At 43.3% G+C, this 18,541-nt stretch carries 20 protein-coding genes; 6 read left to right on the top strand and 14 right to left on the bottom strand.

Annotated features, from left to right (window positions below; all coding sequences use genetic code 11):
* Positions 1 to 41: 41 nt before the first annotated feature.
* Positions 42 to 794 carry a hypothetical protein gene (locus tag ACH6CZ_RS13415; RefSeq protein WP_374097976.1) on the bottom strand — a complete coding sequence of 251 codons (753 nt, stop codon included), beginning with the start codon at positions 792 to 794 and terminating at the stop codon, positions 42 to 44.
* Between the two features lie 232 nt (positions 795 to 1,026).
* Here ACH6CZ_RS13415 and ACH6CZ_RS13410 point away from each other — a divergent pair, with 232 nt between their 5' ends.
* Positions 1,027 to 2,208, top strand: coding sequence for an FtsW/RodA/SpoVE family cell cycle protein (locus ACH6CZ_RS13410; protein WP_374097975.1), 1,182 nt, complete (start codon positions 1,027 to 1,029; stop codon positions 2,206 to 2,208).
* 43 nt (positions 2,209 to 2,251) lie between these two features.
* Here ACH6CZ_RS13410 and ACH6CZ_RS13405 read toward each other — a convergent pair whose 3' ends face one another.
* The gene (locus ACH6CZ_RS13405; protein ID WP_374097974.1) at positions 2,252 to 3,160 is read right to left on the bottom strand and encodes a diacylglycerol/lipid kinase family protein; all 909 of its coding nucleotides are present in this window, start codon (positions 3,158 to 3,160) and stop codon (positions 2,252 to 2,254) included.
* Between the two features lie 110 nt (positions 3,161 to 3,270).
* Positions 3,271 to 3,405, bottom strand: a complete 135-nt coding sequence (locus tag ACH6CZ_RS13400; RefSeq protein ID WP_248782141.1) for an Lmo0850 family protein — start codon at positions 3,403 to 3,405, stop codon at positions 3,271 to 3,273.
* A 263-nt stretch (positions 3,406 to 3,668) separates the two neighbouring features.
* Between ACH6CZ_RS13400 and ACH6CZ_RS13395 the strand changes: the two genes are divergently transcribed.
* Positions 3,669 to 4,076 (top strand): CBS domain-containing protein, encoded by a 408-nt coding sequence (locus ACH6CZ_RS13395; RefSeq protein ID WP_374097973.1) that lies wholly within the window; start codon positions 3,669 to 3,671, stop codon positions 4,074 to 4,076.
* Positions 4,077 to 4,304: 228 nt separating this feature from the next.
* On the opposite strand, the gene ACH6CZ_RS13390 is transcribed toward ACH6CZ_RS13395, so the two are convergent.
* The 3 genes from ACH6CZ_RS13390 to ACH6CZ_RS13380 are packed head-to-tail and all read right to left on the bottom strand — an operon-like array spanning position 4,305 to position 7,337.
* Positions 4,305 to 6,725: a heavy metal translocating P-type ATPase gene (locus ACH6CZ_RS13390; protein ID WP_374097972.1), complete on the bottom strand. Its 2,421-nt coding sequence runs from the start codon at positions 6,723 to 6,725 to the stop codon at positions 4,305 to 4,307.
* 58 nt (positions 6,726 to 6,783) lie between these two features.
* The gene (gene copZ, locus ACH6CZ_RS13385) at positions 6,784 to 6,990 is read right to left on the bottom strand and encodes a copper chaperone CopZ (RefSeq protein WP_374097971.1); all 207 of its coding nucleotides are present in this window, start codon (positions 6,988 to 6,990) and stop codon (positions 6,784 to 6,786) included.
* A 23-nt stretch (positions 6,991 to 7,013) separates the two neighbouring features.
* Positions 7,014 to 7,337 (bottom strand): metal-sensitive transcriptional regulator, encoded by a 324-nt coding sequence (locus ACH6CZ_RS13380; protein WP_374097970.1) that lies wholly within the window; start codon positions 7,335 to 7,337, stop codon positions 7,014 to 7,016.
* 284 nt (positions 7,338 to 7,621) lie between these two features.
* Between ACH6CZ_RS13380 and cls the strand changes: the two genes are divergently transcribed.
* Positions 7,622 to 9,085: a cardiolipin synthase gene (cls, locus tag ACH6CZ_RS13375; protein ID WP_374097969.1), complete on the top strand. Its 1,464-nt coding sequence runs from the start codon at positions 7,622 to 7,624 to the stop codon at positions 9,083 to 9,085.
* Positions 9,086 to 9,475: 390 nt separating this feature from the next.
* Here the strand turns inward: cls and ACH6CZ_RS13370 are convergent, their stop codons facing one another.
* The 4 genes from ACH6CZ_RS13370 to ACH6CZ_RS13355 form a co-directional block, all read right to left on the bottom strand.
* Positions 9,476 to 10,465, bottom strand: a complete 990-nt coding sequence (locus ACH6CZ_RS13370; protein WP_374097968.1) for an NAD-dependent epimerase/dehydratase family protein — start codon at positions 10,463 to 10,465, stop codon at positions 9,476 to 9,478.
* An 11-nt stretch (positions 10,466 to 10,476) separates the two neighbouring features.
* The gene (locus ACH6CZ_RS13365; RefSeq protein WP_374097967.1) at positions 10,477 to 11,367 is read right to left on the bottom strand and encodes an ABC transporter permease subunit; all 891 of its coding nucleotides are present in this window, start codon (positions 11,365 to 11,367) and stop codon (positions 10,477 to 10,479) included.
* Positions 11,364 to 12,293 (bottom strand): ABC transporter permease subunit, encoded by a 930-nt coding sequence (locus ACH6CZ_RS13360; RefSeq protein ID WP_374097966.1) that lies wholly within the window; start codon positions 12,291 to 12,293, stop codon positions 11,364 to 11,366. Before ACH6CZ_RS13360 ends, ACH6CZ_RS13365 begins: the two co-directional genes overlap by 4 nt.
* A gap of 160 nt (positions 12,294 to 12,453) precedes the next feature.
* A complete protein-coding gene (locus ACH6CZ_RS13355) occupies positions 12,454 to 13,293 on the bottom strand; it encodes a M15 family metallopeptidase (protein WP_374097965.1) in 840 nt (279 codons plus the stop codon).
* Positions 13,294 to 13,592: 299 nt separating this feature from the next.
* Between ACH6CZ_RS13355 and ACH6CZ_RS13350 the strand changes: the two genes are divergently transcribed.
* From ACH6CZ_RS13350 to ACH6CZ_RS13340, 3 genes are all read left to right on the top strand, one after another.
* Positions 13,593 to 14,009 (top strand): organic hydroperoxide resistance protein, encoded by a 417-nt coding sequence (locus ACH6CZ_RS13350; RefSeq protein WP_374097964.1) that lies wholly within the window; start codon positions 13,593 to 13,595, stop codon positions 14,007 to 14,009.
* A 147-nt stretch (positions 14,010 to 14,156) separates the two neighbouring features.
* A complete protein-coding gene (locus ACH6CZ_RS13345) occupies positions 14,157 to 15,296 on the top strand; it encodes an MFS transporter (RefSeq protein WP_374097963.1) in 1,140 nt (379 codons plus the stop codon).
* A 63-nt stretch (positions 15,297 to 15,359) separates the two neighbouring features.
* Positions 15,360 to 15,533: a hypothetical protein gene (locus ACH6CZ_RS13340; protein ID WP_374097962.1), complete on the top strand. Its 174-nt coding sequence runs from the start codon at positions 15,360 to 15,362 to the stop codon at positions 15,531 to 15,533.
* Between the two features lie 88 nt (positions 15,534 to 15,621).
* On the opposite strand, the gene ACH6CZ_RS13335 is transcribed toward ACH6CZ_RS13340, so the two are convergent.
* The 4 genes from ACH6CZ_RS13335 to ACH6CZ_RS13320 all read right to left on the bottom strand — a co-directional run bounded on the left by ACH6CZ_RS13335 (position 15,622) and on the right by ACH6CZ_RS13320 (position 18,423).
* Positions 15,622 to 16,224 carry a pyroglutamyl-peptidase I gene (locus ACH6CZ_RS13335; RefSeq protein WP_374097961.1) on the bottom strand — a complete coding sequence of 201 codons (603 nt, stop codon included), beginning with the start codon at positions 16,222 to 16,224 and terminating at the stop codon, positions 15,622 to 15,624.
* A gap of 150 nt (positions 16,225 to 16,374) precedes the next feature.
* A complete protein-coding gene (locus tag ACH6CZ_RS13330; RefSeq protein ID WP_374097960.1) occupies positions 16,375 to 16,644 on the bottom strand; it encodes a DNA primase in 270 nt (89 codons plus the stop codon).
* Between the two features lie 116 nt (positions 16,645 to 16,760).
* Complete coding sequence (locus tag ACH6CZ_RS13325; RefSeq protein WP_374097959.1) at positions 16,761 to 17,501, bottom strand: SDR family NAD(P)-dependent oxidoreductase; 741 nt, start codon at positions 17,499 to 17,501, stop codon at positions 16,761 to 16,763.
* 22 nt (positions 17,502 to 17,523) lie between these two features.
* The gene (locus ACH6CZ_RS13320; protein WP_374097958.1) at positions 17,524 to 18,423 is read right to left on the bottom strand and encodes a diacylglycerol/lipid kinase family protein; all 900 of its coding nucleotides are present in this window, start codon (positions 18,421 to 18,423) and stop codon (positions 17,524 to 17,526) included.
* Positions 18,424 to 18,541: the final 118 nt, after the last annotated feature.

The following is an 18,541-nucleotide window of genomic DNA, read 5'->3' as shown; positions in this document are numbered from 1 at the left end:
CATGATTAAAATAAGCACCTGCCTGATGCAAGTGCCTGTGCTCAGATTGCCGACCATTCTTTTGTTTTCCGGTCATAGGAAAACACCGCTGACGGCTCTCTCTTGTATTTTTTCTGCATATCCTCCTGCAGATCGTCCATATTGACATAATCACCGCTTACCCAGACCGGCACCTCGACATTCCCTTTATTGATTGCACCGTGCTGAAAAGAGATCACAACACCTTCTCTTAAAAGGTGTGAAATGGTCATGACGACTTCTTTTGGAATAGGTGGAATGGGTTTTTCCTTTTTCCATTGAAGTAACTTCGTATTTTTACGCCCAGCCATTTTCTCAGGAATTACTTTTCCGACCATCATGAAAAAGTCTGTCCAATCTTTGTAATATGTACGGTTCAGCATTCCATCTTCAGATGACAGATAAACAAAACGGTTATTCAGCTTTTTGTAAAACGGAATGTTCAGATGATACTTCATATGCCCGAGATATAACAGCTCAGCAAGCTCCTGGGCACTCATTTCATCAACGCCTGCTTCATCTTCAAAGTCGATCCAGCAAAAGTCTCCGTACGCTGAGATATCTTCTTTAACCAATTCCTGCACTTCCTGTTCATGAACATATTCAAGATAGGTATGCATATTGAAAGAAGACTGCTCAAACTTATGCTTCAAAAGGAGCAGATGATGCATTTTGTCTGATAATGCATGATAAAAGTCTTTCATCTCAATTCCGCTCGACATTGCAAAGTCCTGAGCCGTATTCAGGTGAAGGTAGATCCAGCCCTGGTTTTTCATGTCATCATCTCCTCACACTAACCTCTTATTTTTCCATTGTATCAAATAGTTTGAAAAAGGAGAAAAAGAAACTTTTCCTTATGCGTTTTCGTCTATTAATTGTGACAGCCGTGACAAAAGTAATGATGATTTTTCAGGTGATGTGACTTCTAGTGAATTGTGAAACAGTGTATAATCTGATACGCTGAAAGCATTGTTCAACAGAGGAAAAATTAGAATTCAGGTGAATAGATTGAATACAAATAAACACTTTTCAGACAGAATAGACTGGACGCTTGCTTCACTGCTGATTTTATTTATGATCGCAAGTGTGCTTGCCATTTCATCTGCACAGACGACCGGGCAGTACGCTGCAATCGGCACAAACTTTGCGATCAGGCAGGGTATGATTTATATTGCCGGCTTCGTCCTGATCGGCATGATGATGTATTTTGATATGGATCAGTACCGGAAAATGGCCTGGTTTTTATATGGATTTGGCATCGTGCTTTTAGTAGGATTGCTGGTTCTGCCGGAAAGTATAGTGCCTTATATCAATGGTGCATACAGCTGGTATCGTTTCCCTGTCATTGGTACACTTCAGCCTTCTGAGTTTATGAAGACTTTTACCGTCATTGTGCTGGCAAGAGTTGTAGCCTCCCATAATGAAGCATTTGTGAATAGAGACTTGAAAAGTGACCTCTTGCTTCTTGTAAAGATCGGTCTTGTTTCAGGCATTCCCTTTGTGCTCATTAATGAACAGCCTGACCTTGGTACGATGCTCGTTTTTATCGCGATTACGGTTGGGATTATTCTAGTATCGGGGATTACATGGAAGCTGCTGCTGCCTACTTTTTCAGCAGTTGCACTAACTGCTTCAACTGCGATCTACCTTGTTCTTTTCAGACAGGATTTAATGGAACGTTTTTTCGAGGATTATCAGCTCCGCCGGATCTATTCCTGGCTTGATCCATACAGCTACGCCTCAGGTGATGCCTATCAGCTGACGACCGCTATGAGTGCGATCGGTTCAGGTGAAATCTTTGGTAAAGGCTATCAGGATCGTCAGGTATATGTACCTGATAATCATACCGACTTTATTTTTGCTGTTGTTGGTGAAGAATACGGATTTATCGGCGCAAGTGTGGTCGTCAGCTTATTTTTCCTGCTGATCTATCATTTAACGAAAGTAGCGCTTGAGACAAAGAGTCAATTCAATGTGTATGTGTGTGCAGGTGTCATCAGTATGATTACCTTCCACGTATTTCAGAATATCGGGATGACGATTCAGCTTCTGCCGATTACCGGTATTCCGCTTCCGCTGATCAGTTACGGGGGAAGCTCACTGATCGGTACTATGTTTGCACTCGGATTATTGTTCTCAATGAAATTCCATCACCGTACCTACATGTTCTCAAATGAAGAAGAAGATTAATAAAAACGTGTTAAAAGCTCAATGCTTTTAACACGTTTTTTACTTAGTCAGCGATCTCTTCCGGCTTGGGAACGATCACTGATATATGCTGTTTGAGCACGGAAATTTCATCGTGACTGCCATTGTAATGTTCACCGTCAAGATCAATCGTTTTATCACTGTCGAGCGTCACTCTGCAGGAGGCTGTCTGATACTGTGTGATTGTCGCCTCATCTTCCTCCCAGTCAACGGAGGTTTTTGCAGTAAATATTTCTTTTAGCAGCGTGAAACCTGCTTCTTTAACAACGAGCACATTTAACAACCCGTCATCCATCTGTATAGAGTCCATCGGAAATTCAGTTGCCCCAATGGATTTACCGTTCATAAACAGCAGCATAACCGCCTCTTCTTCAATGATCTGATCATCCATCTCAAGCTTAAAACTGAATTTATCCTGTTCTGATAATGTTCTGAGCGCACTGATATAGTAGCTGAAGCGCCCAAGCATTCCTTTAGAAGTATCATCTATACTTTTTGAAGCGGCTGCAATGAGCCCTGTTCCCCAGAAATTACTGAAATAACGGTGATCAGTTTCGACAAGGTCAATTTCCTTTTCTATTCCGCTAAATGCAATCAGTTCTGCAGCCTGCTTAAGATTTAATGGAATCCCAAGTGATCTTGCAAAATCATTACAGGTTCCCGCGGGTAAAATGGCCAAACTGGGTCTCTTATCAAGCGGCGCAAGTCCATTAATCGATTCATGGACCGTTCCATCACCGCCCATGACAATCACCAGTTCAACTTCTTCTCCGTGCTGACGGCAAAAGTGTTCTGCATCTCCCGGTTTTTGCGTCTGAAATAAAAACAGCTTTGGAATTTTTGAAGCCAGAATCGGCGCGGTTTGGCTCAATATCTTCTCAGCATCCCGCTGTCCCGCATTCCCATTATAGATCAGCATTGCTTTTTGAAACATTTCTGCACCTCCTTACTGTTTATATTTAATATGTATTTTCACAATTGGTGCAAAAAATCCTAAAATAAAAAAGGTCCTCTGTCAATGAGCACCTTTCCTCGTAAAGCTGGTTATGTTCCTGATACCTGGTGAGGTTCTTTGACAGCTTCAAGTATTTCGAGACGTGATTTTGTAGTGGTGATCTTTACGCCTACTTCAGTCATTTTCGTCATCAGTTCTTTGATGCCTTCTCTGTTTCTTGACATGTGTGAGCACCTCTCCCGCAATATAGTCTGAATGAGTAAATATACGAATCAACTTATAAAAAAGTTTCAATAACATTCTATTTTCAACATACATTTTTCTAAATAAGTTTCATTACGATTATCATACCACCAGAACACATGGTTTAACCTTAAAAATCAAAAAAATTAAAGAAATCAACACATTTTTGTGAATCGCAGAGATGGTGAATAATAAGCCATTTAAGTGAAATAATAATGTCGTATAAAATATGGAGGTGGAAGAAATGAATATCAGAGAAGTAATGGCTGATGATATTGTGACTTGCAATATGAATGACACTGTTGAGACAGCAGCCGAATTGATGAAGGAACATAATATTGGCGTATTGCCAGTGATTGATGAAAGCGGCCGTCCTGCCGGAATGGTCACTGACAGAGATATCGTCATTCGCGGTGTCGCTGAACATAAAGATCAGACTGTAGATCAGGTGATGACACATGAATTAATTCACGTCACACCTGATACACCGGCTGAGCACGCTGCTGATCTGATGGCATCTGCCCAGGTACGACGTCTGCCTGTCATTGAAAATGGTCAGGTAATTGGACTGGTGTCGCTTGGTGACCTGGCTGTGAATCCACAGTCAGATGATAAAGCTGGCGATACACTTAGTGATATTTCACAGCCTTGATGGGATGAAGTGGTGGGTGGTGCGCTTGAACGGACGGGTAGTGCACTCGGCTCGGGGGATAGCACGGTCAATGCGGTGGACGAGGCACTCAACCGGGAAGATAGCGCACTCAATAGGCTGGATAGCACTCTCAGCCGGCCGCATACCACACTCAGCAACCTAAACACCAACGTCAACCACACAAAAAAGCCTTTCAGCCAAAACCACGCTGAAAGGCTTTTCTCACTTCTACAGTTTTACTTTTTGAAGACGCAGTGCATTCAACACAACAGATACTGAACTGAACGCCATGGCAGCGCCTGCTACCCACGGGGCAAGCAGACCGACTGCTGCAATCGGGATACCGAGCGTATTATAACCGAATGCCCAGAAAAGATTTTGGCGGATGTTTCTCATCGTTTTCCGGCTCATCATGACTGCATCTGCAATGCTGTTCAAGTTACCGCGGATCAGCGTGATATCGGCCGCTTCCATTGCGACATCGGTTCCTGTACCGATCGCAAGTCCTGTATCTGCCGTTGCAAGTGCTGGCGCGTCGTTAATGCCGTCACCCACCATTGCAACTGTGCGTCCTTTTTCCTGAAGCTTTTTAATCTCATTTGCTTTTTCATCAGGCAGTACTTCTGAGATGACCTGGTCAATCCCTGCTTCATGTGCAATGGCGCGGGCTGTGCGCTCATTGTCACCTGTCATCATGATGACTTCAATCCCCATTTCCTTTAGGCGACTGACTGCTTCTTTTGAGGTTTCTTTCATTGTATCAGCTACTGCCACGATGCCGGCTACCTCTCCATCAACTGCGATCAGCATTGCTGTACGTCCTTTTTCTTCAAGTGACAGCATTATTTTTTCAACTTCTGACACTTTAACGCCTTCCTGGTTCATCAGCTTTCTTGTACCTGCAAGTACATTTCTGTCATGAACGGTTGCGCGGATACCAAATCCTGATACAGCTTCAAAGTCCGCTGCTTCCGATACTGAAATGTCACGCTCACGTACACCGCTAACAATTGCTTTTGCTAAAGGGTGTTCAGATCCCGCTTCCGCTGAACCTGCATAGATAAGCAGGTCTTCTTCTGACCAGCCGTTTAATGGGAAAACATCTGTCAGCACAGGCTCACCTTTTGTCACTGTGCCTGTTTTATCAAGCACAACTGTATTAATACCCTGTGCTGCTTCGAGGTGTTCCCCGCCTTTGAAAAGAATACCGGCTTCAGCCGCACGTCCTGAACCTGCCATAATGGACACAGGTGTTGCAAGACCAAGCGCACAAGGACATGCAATCACGAGAACTGAAATGGTTGCCTCAAGCGCCGGTGCTACTTCACCAGGTGAAACAAGGGTGATCCATACAATAAATGTGACAATCGCAATCCCGACAACGATTGGAACGAAAATACCTGAGATCCGGTCTGCCTGCCGCTGGATCGGCGCTTTAGACCCTTGAGCCTGCTCCACTACACGGATAATCTGTGCGAGCGCAGTATCTTTTCCTACTTTTACAGCTTCCACTTTTAAGAATCCCTGCTGATTAATGGTTGAACCGATCACTTCATCTCCTGCTGTTTTATCAATCGGAACACTTTCACCAGTGATCATTGATTCGTTGACAGCAGAATGCCCTTCACGGATTACGCCGTCTACCGGAATTTTTTCTCCAGGACGCACTGCAAGCAGATCTCCTACCTTTACCTGTTCAAGCGGAATTTCGACTTCTTCCCCATCACGGATGACAAAAGCCGTTTTTGCCTGAAGGCCCATCAGTTTTTTGATGGCTTCAGATGATCTGCCTTTTGCTTTCGCTTCAAAAAGCTTTCCGAGTACGATCAGCGTGATTAATACTGCACTCGTTTCAAAATATAGGCCCATCATGTGCCCTGGCATGGACAGACTCTGAATCGCCAGGTAGACACTGTAAAAATACGCAGCTGATGTTCCGAGCGCTACAAGAACATCCATATTCGCACTGCCATTTCGGAGCGCTTTATAAGCACCTGTATAAAAAGGACCACCCACAATAAATTGTACGGGTGTGGCGAGTGCCATCTGTACCCACGGATTCATCAGGATATCCGGTACATACATCCACTGGCTGAATGAAAAATGTCCAACCATCGTCCAGAGCAATGGCACGGCAAAAATCAGTGAAAATAAAAAGCGTTTCTGCTGACGCTTGATTTCGGTCTGACGATGATCTTCTTCAGGTGCCCGGTCCTCTTTGCGGGTGGCACCATAGCCGATCTTTTCGACTCTGGCAATGATATCTTCAACTGACAGGACGCCGTCTGTATACTCTACCGTCGCCTGTTCTAATGCAAGGTTCACTGTTGCACTTTTAACACCTTCAAGGCGGTTAAGTCCCTTTTCAACTCTTGCTGAGCACGCTGCACAGGTCATCCCGGTGATATCGAATTCTTCCTTTTTAACAGATACACCGTAGCCTAAACTGGAGACTTTATCCTGGATTTCATCGAGTGTTAATTTGTCGGTATCATAAGAAACTGTCGCGCGCTCTAAAGCAAGATTCACACTTGCTTTCTCCATGCCATCCATTTTATTTAGCCCTTTTTCGACTCTTGTTGAGCATGCTGCGCAGGTCATGCCTGTTATGTTTAATTCTTTCTCTGCCACAGTACACCCTCCTCTCATACCTATATGGGGTATATTAATTTCTGAAGAAAATGCGCAGATTGACTGCGCACTTTTATTATTTTACGTCGTAGCCCTGATCTTCAATGACATCTTTGATCTGGTCAACTGTTACAGATGATTCCTGATAGTCAACATCTACAGTTCCCTGATCAAGGTGTACTTTCACTGAATCGACTCCGCTCATTTCACCTACGTTAGATTCAACTGCTTTTACACAGTGTTGACAAGACATTCCTTCTACATTCAATGTAACCTGAGACATCTTTTATTCCTCCTGAAAATTGATTATTTCTTCATTAACCTTTTCATTGTCACGAGTAATTCATCGACAACTTCAAGGTCACCTTCCTGGATACGGTCCACAATGCAGCTTTTCATGTGTCCTTCAAGAAGCAGTTTTGATACGCTGTTCAATGCAGATTGCGTTGCTGCGATCTGTGTAATCACATCATCACAATACGTATCCTTCTCGATCATTCCTTTAATGCCGCGGACCTGCCCTTCAATTCGGTTCAGACGCGTCTGAAGATTCTTTTTCATATCCTCTGAATGGTGACTTTTACGCTCGCTGCCGCAATGTGTATGTTCGTTTAGTTCAGTTGCTTCCAAACACAATCCCTCCCTGCATTGCATTCTATACAATTACACTTTAACATACCCCTACTAGGTATTCAACATAAAAGTCTGAATGCTCTATTTCTTCTATATCAAAAGTATCCTATACGCACCAACATTTCAATACTTTAACGTGTTTATCATTCAAACGATTGTAAAAATTGTGAAAAGCATAACTTCAGTGAAACCTGTAGCACTTTCAATCGTTATTAGAGATTATCACTTAATACGCGTATAATGTAGGAAAGAAGAATTTATCAGATAGGCAGGGGCTGAATATGGACTTTAACTCCTTTGACTGGATCTCTATTATTGTTGGATTTGTATTTATTTTAAACTTTATTTTTGCAGGGATCCTGATCTTTCTGGAAAGAAAAGATGCAAGCGCAACCTGGGCATGGTTGATGGTTCTGTTCTTTATCCCTGTAGCAGGATTCGCATTATACCTGCTGTTTGGACGCAGCCTCCGCAAAAAACATCTTTTTAACTGGGAAGGCAGAAAGCGCGTTGGAATTGAGCAGCTGATCCGCTACCAGATCAATGCTATTCACGATCGGAAATTCCACTTTAAATCTGAAGAAACCGAAAAAATGAAGGACCTGATTTATATGCAGCTGGTGAATAATGCAGCAGTGCTGACCCAGGATAATCAGGTAGATATTTTAGTAGATGGCAGAGAAAAATTTAAAGTGCTTTTCGAAGATATTGAAGATGCGAAAGATCATATTCATATTCAAACTTATATTCTCAGACGGGATAATCTGGGCCACGAGCTATACAAACTGCTTGTAAAAAAAGCGAAGCAGGGCGTAAAGGTAAGAGTGCTCTATGATGATATGGGCTCTCGCGGTATGACGAGGGGTTACTTCCGGGAGCTTCGGGCAGCCGGCGGGGAAGTGGAAGCTTTCTTCCCATCAAAAGTACCGCTGATTAATCCGCGCCTCAATTACAGAAACCACCGTAAAATTTCCATTATTGATGGGCGTGTGGGGTATATAGGCGGCTTTAATATCGGGGATGAGTATCTCGGACTTGATTCACGTTTCGGTTATTGGCGTGATACACACTTAAGAATTGAAGGAAGTGCCCTTCACCCCCTTCAGACCAGATTTATTCTGGATTGGAATCAGGCTTCACACCGTTATGATATTGAATATTCTGATGTCTACTTCCCTCCGATCCCTCAAAAAGGCGACGTTGCGATGCAGATTGTATCGAGCGGACCGGACTCTGATTGGGAACAGATTAAAACCGGTTATCTGAAGCTGATTAATAATGCTGATAAATATGTGTATATCCAGACGCCTTATTTTATCCCGGATGTCAGCCTGCTTGACGCACTGAAAGTTGCCGCTCTTTCAGGGATTGATGTCAGAATTATGATCCCAAACAAGCCTGACCATATGTTTGTGTATTGGGCAACCTATTCTCATGTAGGCGAGCTGATGAAAGCAGGCGCGCGTATTTATATTTATGAAAAAGGCTTTATCCACGCCAAGACACTTGTAACAGATGATGAAGCAGCGTCGGTTGGAACAGCAAACATTGACCTCCGCAGCTTCAGTCTTAATTTTGAAGTCAATGCATTTTTGTACCATCAAGAAACGGCTACTTCCCTGGCGATGGTTTTTGAAGAGGATATGAAGGATTCTACTGAGCTGACACCTGAGCTTTACCAGGAGCGCTCAAACCTGATTAAGTTCAAGGAGTCAATCTCAAGACTGCTGTCGCCGATTTTATAAAATAATTAATAAGTGACTATCTTTGTTTCTTCACAGCTGATGATTGAAGCGTAAGGGGGCGACTCCAGCAGGAGAAGCCGGACAGGTGAGACCCCGCAAGGCGCAGCCTGAGGAGGTCAAATGGGACCAAAAAACGGTCCATCCATGCGGAAAGCGTCCCCCTGAAGCGGAAATTATCAGCCCTACTTACAGAGCCATAATAGAAAGAGCTGATTCCCCGTTAAAGGAGTCAGCTCTTTTTTCAGTAAAACATGATGAAATCAAAGGTCAGGTTAAGGAAAAATAACGTATGCAAAGCCGTAAAGATATATCCAGCACGCGAAATACGATTCATTTTTTCCACCCCCGCAAATATTTAACTCCATTATATCATATTTTCAGAAAAATCAATTAATTTTCGTTCAGCAGTTTTCGCTCTCTTTCTTCGGTTAGCCCTGCCTGCCAATCATGATTCTCACGTTCATTCAGCCAGAGCAATGTATCGCTGATTGTTTCTTCAAGCGGTCTGAATGTCAGCCCTTTGTTGATTGCTTTAGATGCATCTGCAAGTAAAAAGCCGTCCGGGTAGCTTTCAGATATTGGCAGCCAGAATGGCACTTCCACAAATGGTCCCGCCTCATTTTCTGTCAGCACTTCATCACTGACCCACTGGTAGGTTACATCAGAGTTTGCAACCTGCTTAGCGGTTTCAAGATATTTCTCCATTGTCGGCAGTGGATCACCACCTGCTGCATTGAATGTACCTGACTCGTGATGCTCAATCATATGAATTGCCCATTCACTTAAGTCCCTGACATCGATCCACTGTACCTTCCGATCAGGTTTCCCCGGTGCGAGTGCTTCCCCGCCTTGTTGAGCACGCCACACCCAGTACGTAAAGCGGTCTGTCGGGTCATGCGGACCAACAATTAAACCGGGTCTGATGATCAATGACTGGTCGCCATAAAGTTCTTTTACAACTTCTTCACACTGCTGCTTTAACGGACCATATGTAGCACCATTCACTTCTTCAGTATCTTCTTTCAGTTCGGCTAGCTTTGTAACCTCTTCAACGGCCGGACCATTTGTATAATCTTCATAGACAGAAATCGTTGAGATCAATGTATAATGACCCACTCTGTCTTTTAACAGCTCAGCTGTCTTTCTGACCTGTGACGGCGTATAGCCTGACACATCAATAACTGCATCCCATTTGCCCGTTTCAAGTGCAGACAGGTCTCCATTACGATCGCCAGTCAGTTTTTTAGCGTCAGGAAACAATGAGGTATTAGTCTGTCCCCGATTGAATAGCGTGACCTCGTGTCCTTTATTAACTGCGCTTTCTGCAATATGTCTGCCAAGAAATTTAGTTCCGCCTAAGATTAACAGTTTCATTTTCATTGCCACTCCTTCTAACTGGATTGATGGTATTTCTTCTGATAGTAGTGTCTGATTCCGCTGCTTAAGAGATAAAATGTGATCATTGTAAAGGTAATGACGCTAACAGTCGAAAGTACAACCCACTCTGCTGAAAATACATCGTGGTGGATATTGATAAATAGAGAAGGCCAGATAAATGAATTGTTCACCGTCTCTACTCCCCCGCCCCGAATCGACCAAAAGGCATTCTGAAGGTAGACGCCGATGACTGCAAACTGAGCGAGCAGGAAAAGCGTTCTTCCTAAATCACTGATAAAATTCGTCACAATGGTCAGCCTGAGCTGTGGCCAGAAATAGCTTTTAAATAATGTCCACTGTGAGCAACCTGCCACAATACCCGCTTCAAAGAAAGGCTTTTCCGCACTGTAATCCATTGATGTTTTGATCATATCACCCGTTCTGCCTACCTCAACTGCCGCAATGATGACAATCAGCCAGATCTGCCGATGCTCTGAAAAAATAACGAAAGGCAGACCTGAGAAGAATATGACAAAAAAGACTGGCGGCATAAATGAAAACAGCTGGCTCCAGATTGAAAGAAAACTCCTGATCGACTTGGAATAAAAGCTGCCAATCCCAAGTACTGCAGACACCATGAACCGGATGATCACGATGGTAAAAATCACCATAAAGGTTTCCTTGGCACCTGCTACGATCAGACTCAATACATCCCTTCCTTCCCTGTCACTGCCAAGCGGGTCTTCAGCAGAAGGCGGGAAAGGAGGCACTTCAATGCCTTCATCTGTAAAACGTGCGCCTTCCTGTGAAATTCCGTTGTCTACTACCGGTAATAGCGGGCCTAAAAACGTAAGGATCAACAGTAATAAAAGCATTACACTTCCGATTGTCAGATGTTTATTCACCCCTCTCCACCTCTTTCATGAGGCAGTAAGTATGCCCGGGCCAGCTGGCTGATTAATCCTGCAAGGAAGATCAAAACTGTAAAGAAGAACGTAAATGCTGCAATTGCTCCCTCATTCAGATTCAATGACTGTCCATTCACAATCTTGGTTGATACCGTCACGTATTCCTTAAAGTAGTAAGCTGCACCTTTATATTGTGTGAGATACTCAATCACAAACAGGTTTGATAATAAATAAAGTACGACCGTATTCGTGTGAACGAAAATCTTTGCCAGACCGTTTCTGAGCATATGTATATATAGCAGCTTATAAGAAGAAGTTCCCTTTGCCCTTGCCGTTCTGATATATTCAGCTCCATTTTCATCGCTGAGCGCCTGAAATGTCACATTGGCTAAATAAAACATTGGAAAGACTGACAGGTAAATCACGTTCATTACAACAGCTTCCGGATTTCCGGCGCTGTAAAGGCTCAGCCCTGTAATGATGCCTTTCATATTCAGATACATTAACGTCATCTGAATCATGACGATAAATACCAGATCAGGTACCGACAAACCAAGCCAAGTTGTCTGGAGCCCTACTACTTTTCTTTTACCGTGACGTGTCCGGAAATCAAATACCCCTTTTGCAACACCGGCTAGAATACTGATGAAAAATGCCGGGATAATCAACCAGAGGCTCCGCTGCATCATTTCCCATGCGTGACTGAAAAACGACCGGTTATAGCGGTCATGACCAAGTCCCTCTCCATTTAAGACCGGCATCACAAATTCCTTTATACTTTCCACATGTGCACTGACAGAATACTGATAATGCGCCGCTATAAATTCACCGGAGGGTCCGGACTCTATTTCCATGTCTCTTGGTAGCAATAACAAGAGCATCAGCACAATGAACGCTGCCACCCATTGTATGATTAATTTCAAAACCCTGTTCCCCATCTTCGCCCCCCATTATTTTACTGTTCTGAATAGTAGTATAACGGAAAAAATTGTTTAGGGAAACTAAGAAAAAAGGATTGTAGTAAAAAAAGACTGAAAAGCAGTCGCTGCCTCTCAGTCTTTCATCACATTTCCCGGGAAATTTTTAGATTCCCAGGTATTCTTCAAGTGTTAATCCGCTGTTATACACTTTTGTAGCAAGGTCTTTACCCAAGTAGCGGAAGTGCCAGGATTCATATTGATAGCCGGTAATATGTTCTTTTCCTGCAGGATAACGCAGGATAAAACCGTATTGATGTGCATTCTCTGCAAGCCATTTTGCTTCTTCTGTATCTTTGAAGCTGTCGCTTGCCCAGTGCTCTTCCTGACCTTCTGCTCCGATATCAAAACCAAGTCCGGTCTGATGCTCAGAGTAACCCGGTCTTGCGCTGAAGCGGTCTGCTTCTTCCTGACCGTGCTGTTCTACATATCTGTTATACAGGTCTGTCTGGTAATCATATGACCGGTATGTACTGAATGCCACAAGGCTGTAGCCTGCTTCAAGCGCAGCCGCCTGCATTTCGTTATAAGCTGCACGGGCTTCAGGATTTTCTCCCGGTGCATAACCTGACGGCAGCGGGTATTGTTTATTTGCAATCAGTACATCTTTCACATAGATCGGTTCTTCCAACGTTTCAGGCGTTCTTTCCGGTTCATCAGGGTACACAGTGTCACCATCCTCTGCGGGTTCGTCTATTGGTGCATCGTCATCCTTATCTGTACGTGTAATTTCTTTTATATCTTCATCTATACTGCGTTCTTCATGATTGTTTTGTGAGATTGATGTTGTTGCTGAGGTTCCAAACAGGCCTTCAATTGTTTCTTCAGGAGACCAGTTATATGCGCTTAATGCACCCAGTGAAGCACCGGCAAGAATTGTGACTGTTGCCCCGAGTGCGATCCACCATTTTGTTCTTTTCTTTTTTTGGTTATTTTCCAGTCTCATGATGTTCAGGTCCCTTTCTGATTGCGTTTCTGTACATTCTTTCAGTTTATCAAAAAAGTAGTGATCTATGTAGTGATTCAGAAAATGTCTTTAAATGTTTGGAATTTACTTTAGGACCGGTTCACTGCACTCCAGGCGGGCGCTTTCCGCGCCTGCGGGGTCTCATCAGGCCCTTCCCGCCGCAGGAGTCGCCCGCCTTACGCTCCTTTCACCATCTAAAAATGTTTAATAACACGCTCAAAAGTGAATCATACAAGAGTAGTTAAAATTCTTTAAAACATGAAATGGAGATGAGATTGATGGCAATTTTGACGAGTACTGCAACTGCTAAGAATGGTAGAAATGGACATGTAAAATCTTCAGATGATTTAATTCAGCTGGATCTTGCAATGCCAGGTGATGGTCAGGATCCCGAGGGTAAATCGAATCCTGAACAGTTATTTGCAGCCGGCTATTCTGCCTGCTTTGATGGTGCATTTAATCTCATGGCTAAAAATGCGGGTAAGAAAGTGGAGTCTACGACTACTGCGCATGTAAGCCTGAATAAAGACGAAAAAGACGATGGCGTAAAAATCTCTGTGAAGCTTGAAGTTGAAGTAAGCGGCGTATCACAGGATGAAGCAGAAGAACTGCTGAAAAAAGCACATGATTTCTGCCCATATTCGAAGGCTACACGCGGAAATATTGATGTTGATCTGGAGATTACAGCAGTATAATACAATGCAGCTGCCGGAAGTGAATCATCACTTCCGGCAGTTTTTTTGTGTACAAGATAGAGTAATATTTTCTCTCATTATTCTTTTAATGAATTGTGCTATACTAGCTCATGGCAAACTCTCATTTGCCGGATGGAGCGTGATGATATGAAGGCACAATCCTGGCTTTCTATTAATTTCTTTACTTTCTTTTTCACATGGGGAATTTTTCTCCCATATTGGACAGGGTGGCTGGTATTTGAAAAGGATCTGTCAGTCGCAGCTGCAAGTTCGATTATCGCTGCGGGCTTATTTGCACGGTCATTTTCTACACTCTTTTTATTCCCTGAGCTCAGCAAACGGTTTTCGCTGGCTTTTTTAATGAAAGCATTACCGGTCATATCAACTTGTATACTATTGCTGTTCTTACCTGTTGATTCATTTTACGGTCTGATGCTTGTCATGATTTTGTTCAGTTTATTCTATCCCAATATATTGCCGATGATGGAAAGCAATGCATCACTGCTTATGAGGACAGACAATATCCATTATGGCAGAAGCCGTTCATGGGGATCTGTCGGTTACACTGTTGGCTTAATCGTAGTTGGAATTGTGGCAGCGATCTGGACTGAATCTTCTATTTTTGTTGTTATGGCTGTTGGATCTGTGATGATGATTGCCGGCGCTTTTCAGTATGCACCTGACGCATTACAGGAAAAAGTCAGTCCGAAACGCGGAAGTTATGCAGCTGTTTTTAAGACACCAGGCTTTATACTCGTTATTTCAATTTGCGTCCTGATTCAGGGCGCACATGCTTCCTACTATAATTATGGGTTTATTTATCTGCAGGAGCTCAATGTTTCAACTGCATACATAGGGTTTATTTTAAATATTGCCGTGCTATCTGAAATTGTATTCTTTGCTGTGGCGGACAAATTATTTAAGAATAGACCGGCAGCGTTTATGTTTTTTATCGCGTCTGTTGCCGCTGTAGTCAGATGGGCACTTGTCGGACTGTTTCCGTCACTTTGGATCTTCCTGATTACACAACTGTTCCACTCGCTGACATTTGGTCTTGCACATTACGCATTTATCCGCTATCTGTACAGATCAGTAGACAAACAGCTGATTCCGACTGCGCAGGGTGTGTATGCCTCTCTTGGAATGGGTCTGAGTGCCGCAGTGCTCACCCAGGTTGGCGGACTGCTCTATGATATTGATTCAGGACTCGCATTTACAGGCATGAGCATCGCGGTTGCTCCGGCAATCCTGCTGTCCATTGTGATGCATCAAAAAAGAATTGCGTAACACCCCCTTAAAATAAAAAAGCCTCCGTATTTTTTAATAAACAAATAAACGGAGGCTTTTTTTATGAAAAAAGATACTTCTTTTAATAAAGAACATGTACTTTCACTAATAGATTCAATTGACCGCATGGTAGCAGCGAGACAGAGAGACCGTGAAGCACTTGTGGCATCGCTTGACGAAATCGAAAAAACGCTGAACAAGTGTGATCAGCGGATTAATAACATTAAAAATGCATAAGGAGAAGCCGGGACAACATTGTTCCGGCTTTTTTGAATCGATTCTCTAAAGACCATTAGCGTTTCTACACAGCTTTAATATAGCTGTTTCAAAGTGCTTCAATACAAAGTCTGATCGCAGCAGTTAGATCTGCCTGTGACCAGCTTGGGAGTCTTCTCGATTCGACCGCCATATCATGAGATGCCGGTATATGAATAAAGCCTGACGGAATGTTTCTGCCTTCTTTTTGCAGGTGATGAAGCATTCTGTACATCACGTGATTGCAAAGGTATGTTCCAGCGGAATTTGAAATGCTCGCAGGATAGTCTTGCTCATGAAGGTACTGGACCATATCACTGATTGGCAGTGTTGAAAAGATTCCATCCGGTCCGTCGTCCGCAATCTTTTCTCCAGCCGGTGCAAATCCGCTGTTATCCTTCTCCCCGTCATTACAATTAATCGCAATTCGCTCAGGCGTTATGTGGGTACGCCCACCGGCAAGTCCAAGTGAGATGACTGCATCAGGTTTTACTTTTTCATAGTATCCGATCACCTGGTCGCCGGATTTATGAAAGTCCACTTCCATAATCCTGCCTGCTATCTGCCACCCACCGATGACCTGTCCATCCAATTCTTTAATGATTTCCATTGTGGGGTTCTTTTTAAAATGCAGAAAAGGTTCAAATCCAGTTAATAAAAGAGTTTTCATCATATGTATTCCCTTCTTTTTCTTACCAGCTTACCATTCTATTTCGAAAGACGAAAGAGAACTGGAAAGCGGAAGGCGCTTGTCCAGCTCTGAAGCTAGACAAATAACAAAAAAGCTGCACTGTCATAATAGACAGTTGCAGCCTGATACATATTATTCCTCAGTGTCTTCCTCTTCCATGTCCTCTTCCATTTCATCTGTTTCTTCTTCCATTTCGTCACCGGCGTCATCCATGCCTTCTTCCATGTCCTCACCAGTATCCTCCATATCCTCTTCCATGTTGTCATCTGTATTTTCATCCATCGGCGCTTCTTCTTCCTCCATGTTGGAATCCATTTCCTCGCCTTCGTCTCCACATGCTGCTAATACTCCCAAGCTAAGTACGCCTGCTGCCCCAACCTTCATCAACTTTTTAAAATCCATATTCATCCGCTCCTTTTAGATATTGCGATTTTGTTCATATCTATCTTTACCCAAAAGAGTTTTTTAAAAACACTGGAAACACATTACATTTAAGTAAAAAATGTTTCCTCAATATATTACTTGGTTGACGGCAGGTAATCATTCACATGATAAAGCCTGCCGTTAACAATCTCTTCATTCATCAGAATATTAACCAGTACACCGCCTACTTCCTCAGGCTTACGCAGCTTCCCCTGCTCCTTATACTGCTGGAAGGTTTCTACTGCTGCAAAGGAAGCAGCGTCTGTTGATCTGATTTCCTCCTGCATACCTGTATCCATAATACTTGGACTAAATGAAATGATTTTATGACCGCCATCACCCTGCTCGAGTGCCGCAGTTTCTGTAAAAAGATTCAGTGCTGCTTTTGTACTGCCATATACACTCCACCCGTGGTTCGGCTTATCAGCTGCACCTGATGTGATATTCACAATCACCAGTTCAAACCCCTGTTCATCTGCGAGTTTAAACGCAAGGTTTGCCCATGCAGCAGGTGCTGTATAATTCAATGCGATGGCTGTCTCAATCGCTGAAGGGTCCATATCTCCGACCGTTTCCATTGGCTGTACGGTTCCTGCATTCTGGATCAGGTAAAGCTTACTCAGTTCTTTTTGCTCCTCGGTCCAGGAACGCAAAAAATGAAGTGATTCAGAGAGTGAGGTCATATCAACTTTCCGGTGCTGATAGCGCTCATTCCCTTTCAGACTGCTGTTGCCTGATCTGGATACGTCAGTCACCTCTATCTCATGGTCGATGAAATGGCTGACAATCGCAGCTCCAAGCCCTTTAGATCCACCGGTTACAATTGCTTTAATCATATTTAGCCTCCTATTTTGACGATTAGTTTTCATTATCTTCAACTGGACATAAGATCGGGATATGGCTGCTTAATACTTCTACTGTAAGTGGAACATGCGCCCCTTCATCTCCATCTACGTTGGAAATGAGATCTTTGTCTGAATTGACGTGCACTTCATTTGCTTTAAAATATTCAACATTCTCATCTTCTTCGAGCTCACCTTTTAACAAAGCGGTCATAATCGTGATCAGCTTAAAAAGCGGTACGTCTTTAATGATAAAACAGTGGAGATGACCATCGTTAACTTCCGCTTCCGGAGCAAGCTTTTCAAAGCCGCCAACCGAATTTGTCAGTGCCATTAAAAATAACAGTGCACTGCCTTCCCATTTTTTTCCGTCATATGTAATCTCCGAGTCAAATGGCTCTTTTTCACGAATCGTTTTGAACCCTTCAATCATATACGCAAGCGGTCCAAGCTTTGTTTTTTGTTCAACTGATACGCCAAACGTCGCTTCTGCGATCCCGCCAAGCGCAATAATATTCATAAAATAACGATCGTTAATGCGGCCGATATCCACACGCTTTGTCTCAGCTGTCTTCAGCTGCTGAATGGCTTCTTCAGGATCCATTGATATATTCAGTGCACGTGCAAAGTCATTTACGGTGCCAAGTGGAACAATCCCGAGTGCTGGCTGGTACTCCTTTTTCGCAAGACCCGTGATCGTTTCATTTAACGTACCGTCCCCGCCCATTGATACCACAACATCGAAGCGTTCCTGACATGCCTGTTCAGCAAACACTGTTGCATCATTTTCTTTTTCGGTTTCTTTTAATGTGACGTCATAACCCATTTCCTTTAATACCTGAAGCACGGATTCTTTATGATCAAGCGCTTCTTCTTTACCGGAAGAAGGATTTAAAATCAACATTGCTTTTTTCATCTCTTCAGCCTCCCCTAACTGTGAACGTTTACTCTCTATCTTTCCTTTTTTCAGCCATGACGAAACCGTTTTGTTGCCGTATAATGAAGATTGTTGATTTTACCAATTTAAAAGGAGC

Source organism: Jeotgalibacillus sp. JSM ZJ347 (assembly GCF_044383825.1).
Taxonomy (GTDB): domain Bacteria; phylum Bacillota; class Bacilli; order Bacillales; family Jeotgalibacillaceae; genus Jeotgalibacillus.
This window is presented reverse-complemented; position numbering and strand designations above follow the sequence as displayed.